At 66.3% G+C, this 16994-nt stretch carries 16 protein-coding genes and 1 tRNA gene; 12 read left to right on the forward strand and 5 right to left on the reverse strand.

Annotation, left to right across the window (positions count from 1 at the left end; genetic code table 11):
• Positions 1-7 precede the first annotated feature (7 nt).
• Both L1787_RS06825 and L1787_RS06830 read right to left on the reverse strand, forming a co-directional pair.
• A complete protein-coding gene (locus tag L1787_RS06825; protein WP_235707939.1) occupies positions 8-631 on the reverse strand; it encodes a LemA family protein in 624 nt (207 codons plus the stop codon).
• A 124-nt stretch (positions 632-755) separates the two neighbouring features.
• Positions 756-2090, reverse strand: coding sequence for an FAD-binding oxidoreductase (locus tag L1787_RS06830; RefSeq protein ID WP_235707940.1), 1335 nt, complete (start codon positions 2088-2090; stop codon positions 756-758).
• Positions 2091-2454: 364 nt separating this feature from the next.
• On the opposite strand from L1787_RS06830, the gene L1787_RS06835 reads away from it, so the two are divergent.
• Both L1787_RS06835 and L1787_RS06840 read left to right on the forward strand, forming a co-directional pair.
• The gene (locus L1787_RS06835; RefSeq protein ID WP_235707941.1) at positions 2455-2868 is read left to right on the forward strand and encodes a DUF3830 family protein; all 414 of its coding nucleotides are present in this window, start codon (positions 2455-2457) and stop codon (positions 2866-2868) included.
• 45 nt (positions 2869-2913) lie between these two features.
• Positions 2914-2990 (forward strand) — tRNA-Pro (locus L1787_RS06840).
• A 407-nt stretch (positions 2991-3397) separates the two neighbouring features.
• On the opposite strand, the gene L1787_RS06845 is transcribed toward L1787_RS06840, so the two are convergent.
• The gene (locus tag L1787_RS06845) at positions 3398-4516 is read right to left on the reverse strand and encodes a sulfotransferase family protein (protein ID WP_235707942.1); all 1119 of its coding nucleotides are present in this window, start codon (positions 4514-4516) and stop codon (positions 3398-3400) included.
• Between the two features lie 266 nt (positions 4517-4782).
• On the reverse strand, positions 4783-5250 hold the full coding sequence (locus L1787_RS06850) for a hypothetical protein (protein WP_235707943.1): 468 nt from the start codon (positions 5248-5250) through the stop codon (positions 4783-4785).
• Between the two features lie 595 nt (positions 5251-5845).
• On the opposite strand from L1787_RS06850, the gene L1787_RS06855 reads away from it, so the two are divergent.
• The 3 genes from L1787_RS06855 (at position 5846) to L1787_RS06865 (ending at position 10101) form a co-directional block, all read left to right on the forward strand.
• Complete coding sequence (locus L1787_RS06855; RefSeq protein ID WP_235707944.1) at positions 5846-6958, forward strand: NAD(P)/FAD-dependent oxidoreductase; 1113 nt, start codon at positions 5846-5848, stop codon at positions 6956-6958.
• Between the two features lie 288 nt (positions 6959-7246).
• Complete coding sequence (locus L1787_RS06860; protein WP_235707945.1) at positions 7247-8812, forward strand: amidase; 1566 nt, start codon at positions 7247-7249, stop codon at positions 8810-8812.
• A 50-nt stretch (positions 8813-8862) separates the two neighbouring features.
• Entirely contained in the window at positions 8863-10101 is a 1239-nt protein-coding gene (locus L1787_RS06865; RefSeq protein WP_235707946.1) for a metal-dependent hydrolase family protein, read from the forward strand.
• Between the two features lie 15 nt (positions 10102-10116).
• Here the strand turns inward: L1787_RS06865 and L1787_RS06870 are convergent, their stop codons facing one another.
• The gene (locus L1787_RS06870) at positions 10117-10821 is read right to left on the reverse strand and encodes a TetR/AcrR family transcriptional regulator (RefSeq protein WP_235707947.1); all 705 of its coding nucleotides are present in this window, start codon (positions 10819-10821) and stop codon (positions 10117-10119) included.
• A 269-nt stretch (positions 10822-11090) separates the two neighbouring features.
• On the opposite strand from L1787_RS06870, the gene L1787_RS06875 reads away from it, so the two are divergent.
• The 7 genes from L1787_RS06875 to L1787_RS06905 all read left to right on the forward strand — a co-directional run bounded on the left by L1787_RS06875 (position 11091) and on the right by L1787_RS06905 (position 16969).
• Positions 11091-11855 carry an ABC transporter ATP-binding protein gene (locus L1787_RS06875; protein ID WP_235707948.1) on the forward strand — a complete coding sequence of 255 codons (765 nt, stop codon included), beginning with the start codon at positions 11091-11093 and terminating at the stop codon, positions 11853-11855.
• Entirely contained in the window at positions 11852-12559 is a 708-nt protein-coding gene (locus tag L1787_RS06880) for an ABC transporter ATP-binding protein (protein WP_235707949.1), read from the forward strand. The genes L1787_RS06875 and L1787_RS06880 overlap by 4 nt, the downstream gene beginning before the upstream one ends.
• 65 nt (positions 12560-12624) lie before the next feature.
• Positions 12625-13839: an ABC transporter substrate-binding protein gene (locus tag L1787_RS06885; RefSeq protein ID WP_235707950.1), complete on the forward strand. Its 1215-nt coding sequence runs from the start codon at positions 12625-12627 to the stop codon at positions 13837-13839.
• Between the two features lie 2 nt (positions 13840-13841).
• Positions 13842-14708 (forward strand): branched-chain amino acid ABC transporter permease, encoded by an 867-nt coding sequence (locus L1787_RS06890; RefSeq protein ID WP_235707951.1) that lies wholly within the window; start codon positions 13842-13844, stop codon positions 14706-14708.
• Positions 14708-15607, forward strand: coding sequence for a branched-chain amino acid ABC transporter permease (locus L1787_RS06895; RefSeq protein ID WP_235707952.1), 900 nt, complete (start codon positions 14708-14710; stop codon positions 15605-15607). Before L1787_RS06890 ends, L1787_RS06895 begins: the two co-directional genes overlap by 1 nt.
• The gene (locus L1787_RS06900; protein ID WP_235707953.1) at positions 15604-16086 is read left to right on the forward strand and encodes a GAF domain-containing protein; all 483 of its coding nucleotides are present in this window, start codon (positions 15604-15606) and stop codon (positions 16084-16086) included. The genes L1787_RS06895 and L1787_RS06900 overlap by 4 nt, the downstream gene beginning before the upstream one ends.
• 196 nt (positions 16087-16282) lie before the next feature.
• Positions 16283-16969, forward strand: a complete 687-nt coding sequence (locus L1787_RS06905; RefSeq protein ID WP_235707954.1) for a formyltransferase family protein — start codon at positions 16283-16285, stop codon at positions 16967-16969.
• The last annotated feature ends 25 nt before the right edge of the window (positions 16970-16994 follow it).

The following is a 16994-nucleotide window of genomic DNA, read 5'->3' on the forward strand; positions in this document are numbered from 1 at the left end:
CGCCGATTTAATTCGCATTTTGCGGCTGTGCGGGCGCGTTCGGCGTTCGGCCGAAATCGACCTGGGGCGGGGAGAAGTTTTCCTGCGGGATCTCGAATGTCGCCATCGGCTCGTTGCCGGAATAGAGCGTTGCGGCCCACAGGCGTCCGGGGAAGGTCTTCAGCTCGGTGTTATAGCGCCGAACGGCGTCGATATAGTCCCGCCGGGCGACAGCGATCCGGTTCTCGGTGCCTTCGAGTTGGGACTGGAGCTGGAGAAAATTCTGGTTCGACTTGAGGTCGGGATACCGCTCGACGGTGACGAGGAGGCGCCCGAGCGCGCCGGTCAGCTTGTCCTGCGCGGCATTGAATTGCTGGACGAGGGCGGGGTTGGTCAGATCGTCGGTGTTGATCTGGATTTGCGAGGCGCTCGCGCGCGCTTCGACGACCTCCCGCAGAACCTCACGCTCCTGGTCGGCATAGCCGCGGACGGTTTCGACGAGGTTGGGGATGAGGTCGGCGCGGCGCTGATATTGGTTCTGGACCTGGCTCCAGTCCGCTTTGGCCTGCTCTTCGAGCGTCGGGATCTGATTGACCCCGCATGCCGATAGCGCGAGCGGGAGGAGGAGGACGAGGGCGATGCGGGCCAGCACGGAAGCTCCTTGACGCTGTTTCGTCGCCCGGATTCGGGCGTGCCGTGTGGATGATGTAATGCGCAGAGCCGCCCCCGTCACGGGCTGGTGTGGACGGGATGCGCGATTGGCCGCAAGCGTGCCGTCAGGCGGCGCGGTTGATGGCGGCGGGACCGCCCCGTCCATATGCGTTGCGCCGCCAGAAGTCGGACATGATCAGCGGGTCGCGCAGCGCTTCGACATGCCGCCAGTTGGGCATCGACCGATCGAAGGCCTCCGGCCCCATCTGCCGCGTCTTATAGGGATTGACGGCGCCGCCGGCCGACAGCGCGATCGCGTCGAGCTCCTTGAGGAGTTCGAGCGTCGAGCGGCCGCGATCGGGAAAGTCGAGGAGGAGGCTGAGGCCGGGCCGGCTGAAGCCGATGAGACCGGGTGAGCGGCTGAGGCCGAAAATGCCGAGCGCGGCGAAGGAGGAATATTCCCGCCGTCGGTGGGTGGCCTTCAGCATCTGCGTCATCGCGTCGAGGGCGTTGGCGGCCGGGATCACCGACTGATGCTGATGAAGCCCGCGCGGGCCGTAAAGACGGTTCCAGTCGCCCACTTTGTCGAGGGCGAAGAAGAAGTTCTCATAATCGAGGACTTCCGTGGTTCCGCCGGGCGGCAGGCCTCGTTGCTGGAAGACGTTGAACGCGCGCAAAGCGAGGGGGCCGACGACGCTGAAGGGCGGCGTGAAGCGCACCCTGAAGGGGCGGCGCCGGCGGTGCGGGGGCGGCGCCCGGCCGACCGCATGGTCGCCGACGACGAGTTTGCCCCGACCGAGGAGCGCCCCGGTGGCGAGCCCATCGACCCAGGCGGACACGTATTCGTGTGCGCCCGCACCCTCCTCGACGAGGGCGAGCCCCTCGGCGAGGGAGGTGAAGGGGATCGTCGATCGGGTGATCATGTTGGACGGAACGCGCTGGCACTTGATCGTGACGCGCTCGATCAGCCCCGTCATGCCCATGCCGCCGAGCGTCGCGTCGAAGAGCGGATCGCCGGGGCGCAGATTGAGACGGCCCGGCTGGTCGGACCGGCGCAGCGTGATCGCCTCGACGCCGGATCCGAACGAGCCGCGCCGATGATGGTTGCGGCCGTAAATGTCGTTCGCGATCGCCCCGCCGAGGGTGACGTGGCGTGTTCCGGGAATGGTGCTTAACGTATAGCGCGGGCCGATGAGGCGCAGGATCGTCCCGATGCTGACGCCCGCATCGGCGACGAGGCGGCCGAGATGGGGGTCGAACTGGCGGATGAGGGCGCGCTCCCGGCTGTCGATCAGATGGCCGCCGGTGAGGGTGCAGGAGTCGCCATAGGAGCGGCCCGCGCCGAAGGGAAGGACGGGGCCGCGGACGTTGGGAAAGATCGCGGCGGGGATCGCCTTCGAGGGGTCGCCGCGACCGGGCCGGCCCCATGACATGAAGCGAGGCTTGAATTGGTCGTCCATCATCCACCTCCCCATGGGCCGGTGAGGAATGATCTGTGGCGCGCCTCGGCGTCGCCGAGGGGGCTGATGTCGTCGCCGCGGGGGCTGATGTCAGAGTAGAGAATGAAATTGTTTGCCATTGGAAAAAAGTTGGTCACGCCGAGGGTCATCGTTCGCCGCCCCCCGTGAAAAGTGGGCGCCGTTTGCGCAGACGGGGCGTGAACCGGGCGGAAATACCCCAATCCAACACCGCTATGACACAATTGCGCCACATTTTATATCGACTTGCCTCCGATCAAACATTCGGAAACGGTTTCGGCCGAATGGATGATCAACTGCATCCCGCGGCTGGTCAATATCGTTACGCAATGAGGACGAGTGAGCTATGATCAAAGTCCGAGTCATCGCCGGGCCGTACACCTTCGGCGCCGTGCTCGAGGACGAGAAGGCGCCGAAGACGTGCGAGGCGATCTTGAAGGCGATGCCGTTCGAGAGCCAGGTGGTGCACGTGCGCTGGTCGGGCGAAGGGGTGTGGGTTCCGCTCGGCGACCGCGATTTCGGCGTCGGCTATGAGAACCACACGAGTTATCCCGCGCCTGGGCAGATGATTCTTTATCCCGGCGGCATTTCGGAGACCGAGATCCTCCTCGCCTATGGCGGCGTCCATTTCGCCAGCAAAATGGGCCAGCTCGCGGGCAATCACTTCCTCACGCTGACCGACGGCCTGGAGAATTTGCACGATTTGGGTGTGAAAACCCTGTGGCAAGGTGCACAACCGCTTCGAATCGAGCGCGTTTAGGGTTGAGGTCGCCTCCGTCTTTGGCTATGTGGCGGGGGCGGTCGGCGGAGTGTAGCGCAGTCTGGTAGCGCACCTCGTTCGGGACGAGGGGGTCGCAGGTTCGAATCCTGCCACTCCGACCACACTTTCCCTTGATTTTTCGATATCGCGAATTCTCGGGGGCCCGCTTCGGGCCTCGGTTCACCGCGACCGTTTTCGCCCGATTGTTCGGTGGAGCGAGGCCTGCCGTCGAGGCGGCGTCAGGGCCTCGCAGTTGAAATCGACGTGGGGGATACCCCGGAGGACGGCGCTGTCGTCGTCCGCAAGGTGACGTGCTTCGACAGCATCACGGTGGCGGCGCGCCGATCGCCCAAAACCTCGACGCGGGGCGCCTGACGCGACCGTCCCGGAGCGCATCGGCGACGACGCCGGGCCGATCGAGGCGAACCATACCGCCGACCTCGTCGCCCCGATGATCATCAGAGAGACAGCCTGCCCGGAAATTCGGCCACCGCTGGCGGCCGCTTCGGCGCAGGCTGAGATTCGCCGGCTAAGCGCGCCACCAATCTTCGTTCGTCTCATAACCGATCTTCATCAGCGTCTCGGTCATTCCGATCGAATGAAGCAGGGACTTGTCCTCGGCGGACAAAACGGCCCGCCAACGGCTGCCGCTGCCGATCTTGAGCCAGCGATCCATCATCGATCCCTCGGGATAGATCGGAGCCTTGCCCCATTGAACATTCTGCGACCGAAGCCGGGTCGCGTTCTTCTGTGATCGCTCGGAGGCGGCGGCGTAGGCCTTTTCGGTGAGTTCGATGTTGATCGCCGCGAGCGTATCACGAAGGGACGCGAACGCGTTCGGTCCGGTCAGGTCGTCATAGCGGGAGATGACGACGTTTCCGTACTTGTCGTGATGCGCCAGAGCCGCATCGACGTTCTCGTTCCACGTCCCATAGTTCGTTTTCTTGAGGCGCTCGATCACCGGCCCGAGACTGTCGGAAAGGGCGGGGATGTCTTCCGGGCGCGAACGGTTCGTGCCTTGCGCTGTGAAATCATTGAAGGACAGCAAGGAATCGCGGCCATCGCGGTGTTGATAGATCACCGGATTGTGGCGGTAGGCGTCGCGGATACCGTGGTCTTTCACGAACACGGGCGAGCGATAGCCGATCGTGCGGACTTTCCGGGAGAAGTGAGCCCGGTTCCCGAAATGCGCCGTGGCGATGCCCGCACGCAGCGAATGGGTCAGAAGCTGAATGAGGTGCGTGTTGCCGGACCGCGGGAACGAAACGACGAACGTGACCGGGTTCCCGTCGAGGTCCACATAAGGCTGATCGAAGTCTGGCTCCGGCAATTGCGCGTTCAGGGCTTTGATGAAGTTGCGAACCGGTTCCTTTCCGGTCAGTGAGCCCACCCGGACCATATAACTGAGGGCCGCTTCATAACGCTCTTGATCGGCCTGACCGATGACAAATGCCAGTGCGGCGGCGCGTTGATCGACCGACGGAAAGGCCTGCTTCAGGCTGTCGACGTCATCGTGCTCTTTCCCCGCCGAAATCAAAGCGTCGGAAGATGGCGCATCTTCGTTGTCTTCGATGGTGTCGGTCAGGAGTCCGAGAAGCTCTGAATGGAGCTGGTCGTCCAATATTTTATTACCTCGATTGGCCGTCATATATACTCTTTTTGGGATAGGGGATCGTCGAGGGCGGGCAATCTGACGGCGATCCGTTGGCGCGCGCAGAGCCTAGTGGCTGCGCCATCATTAGCAAGTATCGCAGCAGGCTCAAGGTGATGTGACCCCCCTTCGGCCCACTCGCCAGTTTCCGGGTGAGGTGCGTCCGAATGGGCGCACTTCGGTCGGTTCACGATCGTTGCCGCCGCGGCTTACGGCCCGCGCGACAGCCGCCTCGGAGGCCGATCCATCGGGCAGGGGATTGCCTAATTGCGGACGAGGACGAAGCGGGTTCCGTCGTCGGCGAGACCCTGGATGCGATTGCGACCGGAATCGCGTGGGAGCTCCATCGTCGCGATATTCGGGGTCGCGATGCCGGACAGGATGATCGTCCGTCCCTTGCGCTCCCACTTGGTGACGCGGTTGATGCCGTTGATGCCGCCGAGCCCGTCGACGAGGTTGCAGGCGACGGTCCACACCCGTCCTTCGTCGGTCTTGAACGCCGCCGTCGAGAAATCCATCGAGCAGCTTCGGTCACTCGTGCCGACCGCGGGGTAGACGGCCCATTTGCCGATAACGGGTTCGGGTTGTTCGGCCTCCGCTTCGCTCGCCACCGCTCGCGGTTTCGGCGTGCTGGGCGGGGTCGACGTGGTGCAGGCGGCGACCATGCCCGCAGCCGCGAAGGACAGCGCGATCGAGGCGATCGCTTTCGGCGGCCGAACAGAAATATTCATAAAAACTCGCATCCTTCAGCGGAAGCGCTCCACTGATCGACTTTAACGGCCGGGCGCGGCGGTCAATGCTTCTGCGTTGGAGGTCTGACATCGCGCCCCGTGGGCGGGAGTTACACCATGTCTCTCTCGGTCAGGCAAATCAAACGGACTTCTTCGCCCGCGTTGCGGGAGACGACCGGCACGATCCTGGTAAGGTTGTCAATAAATCGGATGGGTTATGCTGATATGGCCACATCCGCCGCATGAACTGATCCAGGCGCGACTGAACGATTGCCCCTGATTGAGGCGCGTTACGATATGCCGTGCGGTTTGAACTTTCGACGAAATGGTCTTTGCATCGAGTTGCTGAAGGCTTCGCTCGGGGGCGCCGCTCTGGAGCGCAAGATCTTACGCCACCGAGATGGGGTTCGGAGGGGCGAGATCGCCGGCGGCCGGAAAACCCCTCGTGCTTGGCAAGACGAGCGGCCTCGTGCTCAACTGAGTGCGCTGGGCTGGTGATGTCCGTCGTCGGTCCTCGCGGGCGGCTGGTCCGCGAAATGGGCCGGTCGGCGGCGACACGCGCGCTCCGACGATCGGTCAGGCGGAGGTGATAGCGATGAAAGTGGTCGTCTGCGGCGCCGGAGCGATCGGCGCGGCGAGCGCCTTCTACCTGACGCGCGCCGGGGTCGAGGTCGTGCTCGTCGAGCGGACGGGGGTTGCGTGTGCGGCGTCCGGCAAGGCTGGCGGCTTCCTTGCCCGCGACTGGTGCGATGGCGGTCCGCTCCAATCCCTCGCCCGCCGAAGTTTCGATCTTCACGCCACCCTCGCCAAGGACTTCGCCAATCCCTGGGGCTATCGCCGGATGACGACGTTCGGCGGCGCGCGGACGCGCGGCCCGACATCGAGCCTCGTCGACTGGGTCGGGCCGACGATCGGCATCGCCCAGCGCCTCGGCGATGTCGAGACGACGGCGCAGGTGCATCCGGCGCTGTTCACGCGGGGCCTCGCCTCGATCGCGGTCAACGAGGGCGCCTCCCTCGTCAATGGCGAAGTGACGGGTTTCCTGCGCGAGGCCGACGGCCGCGTGCGGGGCGTTGTGATGGAAGAGGAGCACATCGACGCCGACGCGGTGCTCGTCGCGATGGGGCCGTGGTCGATCCTCGCGGCCCAATGGATCGACCTGCCGGCGGTCTACGGCCTCAAGGGCCACAGCCTCGTCTTCAACACGCACGACGAGATCCCGCCCGAGGCGCTGTTCCTCGAATATCGCACGGTCGATGGGGCCACCGTGACGCCCGAGGTGTTTCCGCGCCCCGACGGGACGACCTATATTTGCGGCCTCTCGGGGGACGGGCCGCTCCCGGTCGACCCCGCCGATGTCCGCGCCGACGAGGATGCGTTCGCGCGCCTTCTCGCGGTGTGCTCCGATATTTCCCCGGCCTTCGGTGAAAGCCGCGTCATTGCACGGCAGACCTGTTTCCGGCCGGTGACGCGGGACGGGCTTCCGCTGATGGGGGCCGTTCCGAGCGCGCCCGGCGCCTTCGTCGCGACGGGGCACAGCGTGTGGGGCATCCTCAACGCACCGGCCTCGGGCGAGGCGATGGCGGCGTTGATCACCGGCGCGGAGCCCGCCGTCGATCTCGCCCCGTTCGATCCGGCCCGGCTGCCCCCGATCCGCATCGACGCGGACAATTTCAAGCCGACTTACGCGCGCGGCCCGTCCCGATAGGCCGATGCATGGGTGTTTCAGGAACAAGGGGATAGAGCCCGAGGGGCGGGCGCGCCGCCCGACGAGCCGGCTGCCCGTCGCGGGGAGTGTTCACGGGGCGTTGCGGCGCGGTCCTGCGCCTTGCGGCCCGCGCGGCGATGAACGGTGCGCAGCGGATGCGCCGCGGCGCGTTCCGTTTGGGGCGCGCGCTCCGTGGACGGAGGCGCAAGGCGGTGGCGGACACCGCGCGCGCCGATAAGGATCGAGACAAGAACCCCGCAATGACGGGCATGGGAGGAGAGAGCGACGATGACCGAACCCGCCGATCTGAGCGCCACCGAGGCGCGGCGTCTCATTGGAGAGAAACGCCTGTCGCCGGTCGAGCTGGTGGAGAGCGCGATCGCGCGGATCGAGACCCTCGATGGCGCGATCAACGCGATCCCGGAGCGCGATTTCGACCGCGCGCGGGACGGCGCCAAGGCGAGCGAGCGGGCGGTGATGGCGGGCGAGCCGCTCGGCCCGCTCCACGGTCTCACCCTCGGCGTCAAGGATATGACGAACGTCGCGGGCCTCAAGACCACCTTCGGAAGCCCCGCTTTCCGCGACAATGTCGCCCCGGCGGACGACGGCATCATTTCCGCCTTGAAGGACGCGGGGGCAATCGTCCTCGGCAAGACCAATGTTCCGGAATGGAGTGCCGGCGCGAACTCCCGCAATCCCGTCTACGGGACGACGGGAAATCCCTTCGATCCGACGAAATCGGCGGCCGGCTCGTCCGGCGGTTCGGCGGCGGCGCTCGCGACCGGGATGGTGGCGATCGCGACCGGAACCGACACCGGCGGATCGCTCCGCAATCCCGCCGCCTTTTGCGGTGTGGTGGGCTTCCGGCCGACGCCCGGTCTCGTCCCCTCGGAGAATGCCGGGATGGGGTGGCTGCCGCTCGGAACCGGCGGACCGATGGGCCGCACCGTGGCCGATACGGCGCTGATGCTGTCGACGATCATCGCGCCCGACAAGCGTGATCCTTTGTCGATGTCGGAGCGGGTCTCACCGGATGCGCTGCGCCGTCTGCCGGAGGTCGATCTGTCGGCGCTTTCCGTCGCGATGACGCCCGATTTCGGCTTCGCGCCGGTGGAGCGGCTGATCGCCGACACGTTCGCCGACAAGGTCGGCCGTTTCCGCGCCGTCTTCCGCCGCGCCGACGACGCCCATCCCGACTGTACGGACGCCGACGAGATGTTCGAGGTGTTGCGCGCGCTCGCTTTTCTCGGGCCGCACAAGCGTCTTTTGGAGGCCTCGCCCGAACTCGTCGGGCCGAACGTTGCGGCGAACGTGCGCGAAGGGCTCGGCTACAGTGCCGCTCAAGTCGCGCGGGGCCTTGAGCAACAGACGGCGCTCTATCGGCGCTGGCAGACCTTTTTCGCCGAAACCGACTTCGTCCTGTCTCCGACCGTCGCGATCACCCCGCGCGATTGGCGAGAGCTCTATCCGAGCGAGATCGACGGCAAGCCGACGCGCACCTATTTCCATTGGCTCGCGCTCGCTTATGCGCCGACGCTGGCCGGTCATCCGGCCGTCTCCCTCCCGGTCGGCCTCGACCATGCGGGAATGCCGTTCGGGCTCCAGATCGTCGGGCCGCGCGGGGCCGATCTCGAAACCCTCGCGATGGCGGCGGCGCTCGAGCGCCTTCTCGCCGACGATCCGCAGACCGCGCGGCCCGTGCCGGACCTATCGGCTCTCGCCGCCGCGCCGATGATCGCGGACATGGCCGATGATCGCGGACATGGAGGACTTCTTCCCGTGATCGGACGGCGAGGCGCGCAACTTCCGAACACTGTCGTTTGTTTCTTGCGCAGATCGTCGGCCGCTCGCTAGGCTGACGGGAGCGGCAAGCCCGCATCGTCTCACAGCCCCTGGAAATCCGAATGTCCATGCTCACGATCAAGAATGCCCGCATCGTCGACGGTAGCGCCGACGCGCCGACCGATCCCGTCGACATCGTCATCGAGGGGGATCGCTTCGTCGCGGTCGGGAAGGGCGAGGCCGCAAAGAGCGGCGCGGGCGACACCCTCGACGCGTCGGGCAGGATCGTGATGCCCGGCCTCATCGATTGCCACGTCCACGTCATCGCGACGACGGCCAATCTCGGCCTCAACGCGGAGCTGCCGAACTCATGGGTGGCGCTGAAGTCGGCCGAGCTGATGAAGGCGATGCTGATGCGCGGCTTCACCACCGTGCGCGATCTCGGCGGCGCCGACATCGGCCTGAAGCGGGCCGTCGACGACGGGCTCATCGATGCACCGCGCCTCATCATCTGCGGCAAGGCGCTGTCCCAGACCGGCGGGCACACCGACTATCGCGGCGCGCACAGCAACCGCGACGTCTCCTGGTATGGCGACAAGCTCGGCACGCTCGGCCGCGTGTGCGACGGGGTCGACGCCGTGCGCCGCGTCGCGCGTGAGGAGCTCAAAAACGGGGCGGATTATGTGAAGGTGATGGCCGATGGCGGCGTCTCCTCGCCGTCCGACCCAATCGGCTATCTCGTCTTCTCGGTCGACGAACTGAAGGCGATCGTCGAGGTCGCGAAGGGCTTCGGCACCTACGTTTCAGGCCACCTTTACGATGATGCGGCGATCAACCGGGCGCTCGATTGCGGCTTCGAGTGCATCGAGCACGGCAACAATATGAGCGAGCGCACTGTCCGCCGCGTCGCGGAGGAGGAGGCGTTCGTCGTTCCGACGAACATCACTTACGACATCCTCGCCAAGGAAGGCGCGGCGTTCGGTCTGCCGCCGGAATCGGTCGCCAAGATCGAGGACGTGCGGACGGCGGGGCTCGAGTGCCTTACGATGCTGCACCGCGAGGGCGTCGTCATGGGGTATGGGTCCGACCTTCTCGGCGGGATGCAGCCGCATCAGTCGGGCGAGTTCACGCTGCGCGGTCAGTTCCTTCCGGCGATGGACGTCATCCGTTCGGCGACGCTCGATGCGGCGCGGGTGGTCCGGCGCAGCGATATCGGTGCGATCGCGCCCGGCTGTTACGCCGATCTCCTCTTCGTCGACGGCAACCCGCTCGACGATCTCGCGCTCCTCACCGAGCAGGGCGCACACATGCCGCTCATCATGAAGGGCGGCGCGGCGGTGAAGAAGGCTGCGTCGGTCTGAGGCGAGGGCGCGCGGTCAGCCGCCCGCGCCCGTCGTCCGGGTCGGCTCGACGGTGGCGAGAATGCGCTTCCATTCGGCAATGAGGCGCTCGGCGCTGTCGGGCTCGGTCTCGAAGCTCTTGTGAACGGCGATACCGCGCAGAACGCACAGATTGAGCTGCACGAAGGTGGCGCTCGTCGGATCGTCGGGCGACAGGCCGAGGAGTTCGGCCGTCAGCCGGTCGCGCAGGCGCGTCCACCGCACCATGATCTGGCGGATCCCGGTGCCGATCGCCTCGTCCTTGCGCGCCGCCAGCATCAGCTCGAGGGTGGCGATATAGCGTTCGGTGCGGAAAATCTTCACCCACAGAAGGTCCGCGAGCTCGGTGAAATCGAGCCGGCGATCGCTTCCACCCGTCACCCAGGTGAACGGCTCGTTCGCCTCCCATGAGCGGACCAGCCAGTCATAGGCGGCGATGATGAGGCTGTTGCGGGTCGGAAACTGGTGGGTGAGGGCGCCGCGCGAAAGGCCGGCGCGGCGCGCGATCTCCTGTGTCGAGATGCGCTCATAACCGAGATCGACGAGGGCATCGAGCGTTGCCTGACAGGCGCGCTCGCGGGTGTCGGCGGAGCGTTCGGCCTGCGTTCGGCGGACGCGTCGCGGTGCTCGTTTTGGCGACGCCTCGCCCATCGCTGAGGCATCGTCGTGTTCGGCGAGCAGCGCCGCGCTCGTTCGCGTCATGGAGGCATTCCCGTTCATGATGAGAATTTATGCGTTGGAGAGGCTTGCTCGTCGACCGTTCTTTGCTGCTACATTCAGACCCGTCGGTTTGTTTGTGTGTGTCGCCCAACGCGACGATCCACGAGCGGCCGGCTTCGGGAGAGAAAGGGCGCCACCAAGATGACCCTCGCCAACTCGGGCACCAATGCGGGCCCGGTGAACGGCTCCGTCGATGCGACAATCGGTTTGGGGACGGCCGCACGGGCTGCCGCGATCGGGTGCCGAAAGCGGTGAGTGCGTTGCTGGGCGTTCGCGGGATCACCCGCTCCTTTTATGGCGTCTCCGCGCTGTCGGGCGTCGACTTCGAGATCGAAGAGGGCACGTTGACGGGCCTCATCGGCCCCAATGGCGCCGGTAAGTCGACGCTCTTCAACATCGTCTCCGGCGCCTTCGCGCCCGATCGGGGAAACATCTCGTTCGCCGGCGAGGACATCACCGGCCGCGCCCCGCGCCGGATCGTCGAGCGGGGGCTCGTGCGCACCTTTCAGCTCGCCCGCGGCTTTCCGAAACTCTCGGTCTTCCAGCATCTGATGCTCTACGGGCCGCACCAGCCGGGAGAGCATCTGTGGAGCGCGTTGTCGCGCGGCGCGGCGGGGCGCAAACGTGAAGCCGAATTGGCCGAGCGGGCCTTCTCGATCGCCAAGCGCCTTCGGCTCGACCATGTGATCGACAATCGCGTCACCCATCTTTCGGGCGGGCAGAAGAAGCTCCTCGAGATCGGCCGGGCGCTGATGGCGGAGCCGCGCATGATCCTCCTCGACGAGCCGATGGCGGGGGTGAACCCGACGCTGACCGGCGAGATCGCGGCGCACCTGTCCGAGCTTCACCGTTCGGGGATCACGATCTGTCTCATCGAGCACGATATGGCGCTGATCCGCGAGCTGTGTGATCCGGTGATCGTGATGGCGGAGGGCAAGACCCTCACCGAAGGATCCTTCGCGGCCGTCGCCGCCGATCCGCGTGTTCAGGAAGCCTATCTCGGGAGGCGGCATTGAGCCTTCTGACCGTCGAGGGGGCCGTCGCGGGTTACGGTGCGGCGGAGGAAATCCTCAAGGGAACGGCGATCCGTGTCGAGGCGGGGGAAATCGTCACCGTCATCGGACCCAACGGGGCGGGCAAATCGACCCTTTTGAAGGCCGTTGCCGGTCTCCTACCGCTGAAAGCGGGCCGCATCGTCTTCGAAGGGGAGGACGTGACGCGCGGCGACGCGCTCGCCCGGGCGCGCAACGGGCTCGCCTTCGTGCCCCAGGAGCGCAACGTCTTCGGCACGCTCTCGGTCGACGAGAACCTCGTGACGAGCGCCTTCCTGTGGCCCGCCGACGCGCGCAAGCGGGCCGACGCGCTCTATGACAAATATCCGATGCTCGCCGAAAAGCGCCGCCAGCTCGCGCGTACCCTTTCGGGCGGTCAGCGCCAGATCCTCGCGATGGCGATGGGCCTCATGACCTCGCCGCGCATCATGCTTCTCGACGAGCCGACGGCCGGCCTCTCGCCGAGCGCCGCCGACGCGCTCTTCGACGCGATCGTGACCCTCAACCGGGAAGGGATGCCGATCCTGATGGTCGAGCAACATGCCGTTGAGGCGCTCGAAGTGTCCCATCGGGGTTACGTCGTCGTCTCGGGCCGGACCGAGGCGGAGGGGGAGGGACGCGGCCTCGCGGCCGATCCCGAGATCCGCCGTCTCTTCCTCGGGGGCTAGAAGAACCGCACCGGCGGCCCAAACAAGACGCCGGGAGGAGCGCCCGGCATGGAGAAAGGAACGTCATGACAATCAAGAACACGTCCATCTCTCGCCGCGGCGTCGCCAAAGGCGCGGCGGTCTTAGCCGTCGCAACGGCGCTCGGCGGCGGTGTCGCCTTCGCGCAGGATGGCCCCATCAAGCTCGGCGCCCTCGTGCCACTGACCGGCGCGGGCGGTCCCTATGGGCCGATCATGGCGAAGACCATGCAGGCCGTCGTCGACGAGGTGAACGAGGCGGGCGGCGTCAAAGGCCGCAAGCTGGAGCTCATCGTCGAGGACACGCAGACGAACCCCGAAGCCGCGGTGCGCGCGGCGCGCAAGCTGATCGAGGTCGACGGGGTGATCTCAATCTCCGGCACGTGGGCGTCTTCGGTGACGACCGCGGTCGCGCCGCTCGCCTGGCAGTCGGGCACGTTCCTGACCACCACCTCGGGGGCGGATTCGATCACGCAACTGCCGCACGAGGGCTACCTCATCCGCACCCAGCCGAACACGACCCTTCAGGGCCGCAAATTCGGCGAGTTCGCGATCGAGGAGGGGGCGAAATCGGTCTACATGGTCTCCCCGCAGACCCCGTTCGTCGACAGCCAGTTCGAGAACATCACCAAGGCGGTGGAAGCGGCCGGCGGCACGACGGAACTTCTCGTCTATGACGACAAGAAGCCCTCTTATCGCTCCGAGGTCGACACGGTGATGCGCGCCGACCCGGACGCGATCATTCTCGGCGGCTATACGCCCGACACGACGGTGATGCTGAAGGATCTTTACCGAGCCGGCTATGACGGGCTCAAAATCGGCTTCGGCTACTCCGTCAACGAAAAGCTCCTCGAAAGCGTGCCGGCGGATGTCGTCGAGGGGGCGATGACGATTTCGCCCTCGCCGAACGCCGATTCGAAGGCCTATGCCCGCGTCGGCGAACTCTCCGGCATGGCGAACCCCGATCCCTATACGGCCCAGGTCTACGACCAGATCAACCTCATCATCCTCTCCCTCGCCGCGAGCGACGCGGAGCCCTCCGGCACCATGCTGAAGGACACCGTGCGCACCGTGAGCCAGGGCGACGGCGAGACGGTCGACAATGCGATCGACGGGATCAAGCTCCTGTCGGAGGGGCAGGCGGTCAACTATGACGGGGCGAGCGGCCCGGTCGACTTCGACGAGAAGGGCGACATCACCGATTCGCGCTTCCGCTACGACCAGGTCCAGGACGGCAAGATCGTCCTCTTGAAGATCTTCTGACGGTGCTGTCGGCGATCCTTCAGGCGCTCCTCAACGGGTTGATGACGGGGGCGCTCATCGCGATCCCCGCCATCGGGTTCTCCGCGATCTTCGCGGTGCTGCGCTACCCGAGCTTTGCGATCGCCGGTTACATCACCATCGGCGCCTTCGCGGGCTGGACGCTCAACGTCTCGTTCGGCCTGTCGATGGAGGTGGCGCTCGTCGGCGCCGCCTTGGTCGCGGCCCTCGCCGCCGTCGCGACGGAGCAGACGATCATATCGCGTCTGCGCCCGTCCGGGGCGCTGACGGCCGCGATCGGCTCGATCGCGATGAACCTCGTGCTCGAGAATATCGTGCGCTTCTTCTACGGCAACGATCTGCGCGGCTATGACGTGCCGCTGGTTCCCGACGTCCGGTTCTGGGGGCTTCGCGTCGGCATGCAGCAGATCGAGACGCTGATCATCTCGATCATCGTCATGGCCGGCGTCTTCCTGTTTCTGACCCGCACCCGCTTCGGCCGCGCGATGCGCGCCGTCGCCGACAATGCCGACCTTGCCCGCCTCAAGGGCATCGATCCGCGTAAGGTCTCCTTCGTGGCGGTGGCGCTCGGCGGGGCCCTCGCCGGGCTCGGCGGCGTTCTCCTCGGCGCCGACACGTCGATCGATCCGCTGACGGGCTTTCGCATCCTCCTCACGGTGTTCGCCGCCGCCGTCCTCGGCGGGCTCGGCTCGATCCCCGGCGCGGTCGTCGGCGCGCTCTCGATCGGCATCGCCGAGGAATTGTCGCTCCTCGTATTGCCGGCGACCTATCGCGGGGCCGTCGGTTTCGTCGCGATCCTCGTCATCCTCACCTTCCGCCCGCGCGGGCTTCTCGGCGAGAGGGCGCTCTGATGGCCAATTATCTGACCTTCATCGCCACGATCGGCGGTATCTACGCGCTCCTCGCCCTCAGCCTCAATCTCGCCTGGGGAACGGTGGGTCTCGTCAATCTCGGTCTCGTCGGCTTCTTCGCCGTCGGCGCCTATGCGTCGGCGATCGTCACCGCGATCGGCGTTCCGGTCGTCGGCGGTATCGTCGTTGCGATGTTGGCGGGCGTCGTCGCCGGCGTCATCGTGACCTTCGCGACGCTAAGGCTGAGGGACGACTATCTCGCCATCGTCACGCTCGGCTTTGCCGAGGTCGTGCGCATCGTCGCGCTCAACGAGCGGTGGCTGACGAACGGGGCGGACGGCATTTCCGGGATCGTGACGCCGCTGCGTCAGACGCTCGGCGGGCGCGGCTTCGATCTCTTTTATCTCGGCCTCGTCACCCTGATCGTCGTGATCGTCTGGTTCGCGCTGCGCCGGCTCGACCTGTCTCCCTATGGCCGGGCGCTGAAATCGGTCCGCGAGGACCAGGAGCTCGCCGCTTTCGCCGGCAAGGACGTGATGCGGCTGAAATTCGAGGCGTTCGCGCTCTCGGCGGCGATCGCAGGCCTCGCCGGCGCGCTCTATGCGCATTTCCAATCCTACGTGTCGCCGGACCACTTCCAGCCGTTAATCACGATCTATGTCTTCCTCGCGGTGACGGCGGGCGGCGTCGGGCGGCCGATCGGTGCGGTCTTCGGGGCCTATGCGGTGGTCGCGTTCATGGAGGCGACGCGCTTTCTCGCCGACCTTCCTTTCCTCGAACCCGTTCAGGTGGCGGCGATGCGCGAAATCCTGATCGGCCTGTCGCTCGCCCTTATCCTGTTGTTGAAGCCCACCGGGCTGTTGCCCGAAAAGACCCCGAAAGCGACCGTCCAGCCATGACCGACGAGATCCTCGCGATCCTGCAATCCCAGGCGCTTCCCGGCCAGCCGGACGCCACCTTCAAAGCGATGGAGCGCTTCACCCACCGCCTCGTCGGCCACAAGCTCTTCACGCTCCTTTATGTCGACGGGGACGAGGTGGCGCGTTGCTATTCGAACCGGCCGGACGAATATCCGGTCGCCGGCCGCAAGCCGATGGGCAAGACGCCATGGGGCGATCATGTGCTGGCCGGACGCGCGCCCTATCTCGGCGCCGACAAAGCGGGGATCCGCTGGGCCTTCTTCGACCATGTCCAGATCGAGGGGATGGGGCTCGGCTCGGTGATCAACATTCCGGTCATCTATGACGAGGCGGTGATCGGGACGATGAACCTCCTCGACGCCGAGCACCATTATAAGCGCTCCGATGTCGACCTTCTGACCCCGCTCGCACCGCTCCTGATCCCGGCCTTCCTCACCGCCCGCGCCGCCGCGCGCTGAGCGGCGGGCCCGTCCGCGCAAGGCTCGGGGTGACAGAGCGCCTCGAACGCCTCTAAAACACCGCCGCCCCCTCTGTCGGCGCGCCGCGATCCATTCCGGTTCGGGCAAAGCCGGGTTAAGGGAATGATCGGGCTTGTCGGTGCAGGGTCGGGCAAGGCTCGATGGGCGTGACGCGGTCCGCCAAGAAGGAAACGGGATGAAGGTCTTCCTCGCCGGTCAAAAGGCGTTCGGCGCCGCGGCGTTCGCGATGCTGCGCTCCTCGGGATGCGAGGTGGTCGGCGTGTCGGCGCCGGCATTGCGCGAGGACGGCGAACGGCATGACCGGCTGCGCGCCGCGGCGGAGGATGCGGGCGTGCCGTGGATGCGCTCCGGCACCTTGCGCGCCGAGACGCTGCCGGCGAAGACCGACCTCATCGTCGCCGCCCACAGCCATGACTTTATCGGTCGCCGCACCCGCATGGGCACGACCTTCGGCGCGATCGGCTATCACCCCTCGCTGTTGCCGCGCCATCGCGGCCGCGACGCGGTGCGCTGGACGATCCACATGAAGGATCCGATCGCCGGCGGCTCGGTCTACTGGCTCTCCGACAAGATGGATGGCGGGGACATCGCGGCGCAGGATTTCGTTTTCATCTCGCCGGGGGAGACGGTCGATTCGCTGTGGCGGGAAAAGCTGTTCCCGCTCGGCCTCGTCCTCCTCGACGCGGCGGTGCGCGATATCGCGAACGGCATCATCCGCCGCCAGCCGCAGACGGAGACCTATGCGACGTGGGAGCCGTCCTGGGACAGGCCGCCGGCGGAACGACCGGAGCTCGACCTTCTCGGCCATCTGCCGGCCGGAACGTCGGTGAGCCGGCAGGCCGCGCGGGCCGGGCGGCGTTAGACGGTCGGGCGCGTCGATGCCCATG

This window comes from Acuticoccus kalidii, from assembly GCF_021556395.1.
GTDB classification, from domain to species: Bacteria; Pseudomonadota; Alphaproteobacteria; order Rhizobiales; family Amorphaceae; genus Acuticoccus; species Acuticoccus kalidii.

Coding starts and splice junctions, on each gene's coding strand:
- L1787_RS06855 (WP_235707944.1), top strand. CDS start 5,846: ATGAAAGTGGTCGTCTGCGGCGCCGGAGCGATCGGCGCGGCGAGCGCC.
- L1787_RS06835 (WP_235707941.1), top strand. CDS start 2,455: ATGATCAAAGTCCGAGTCATCGCCGGGCCGTACACCTTCGGCGCCGTG.
- L1787_RS06895 (WP_235707952.1), top strand. CDS start 14,708: ATGGCCAATTATCTGACCTTCATCGCCACGATCGGCGGTATCTACGCG.
- L1787_RS06870 (WP_235707947.1), bottom strand. CDS start 10,821: ATGACGCGAACGAGCGCGGCGCTGCTCGCCGAACACGACGATGCCTCA.
- L1787_RS06885 (WP_235707950.1), top strand. CDS start 12,625: ATGACAATCAAGAACACGTCCATCTCTCGCCGCGGCGTCGCCAAAGGC.
- L1787_RS06845 (WP_235707942.1), bottom strand. CDS start 4,516: ATGACGGCCAATCGAGGTAATAAAATATTGGACGACCAGCTCCATTCA.
- L1787_RS06860 (WP_235707945.1), top strand. CDS start 7,247: ATGACCGAACCCGCCGATCTGAGCGCCACCGAGGCGCGGCGTCTCATT.
- L1787_RS06865 (WP_235707946.1), top strand. CDS start 8,863: ATGTCCATGCTCACGATCAAGAATGCCCGCATCGTCGACGGTAGCGCC.
- L1787_RS06900 (WP_235707953.1), top strand. CDS start 15,604: ATGACCGACGAGATCCTCGCGATCCTGCAATCCCAGGCGCTTCCCGGC.
- L1787_RS06850 (WP_235707943.1), bottom strand. CDS start 5,250: ATGAATATTTCTGTTCGGCCGCCGAAAGCGATCGCCTCGATCGCGCTG.
- L1787_RS06830 (WP_235707940.1), bottom strand. CDS start 2,090: ATGGACGACCAATTCAAGCCTCGCTTCATGTCATGGGGCCGGCCCGGT.
- L1787_RS06905 (WP_235707954.1), top strand. CDS start 16,283: ATGAAGGTCTTCCTCGCCGGTCAAAAGGCGTTCGGCGCCGCGGCGTTC.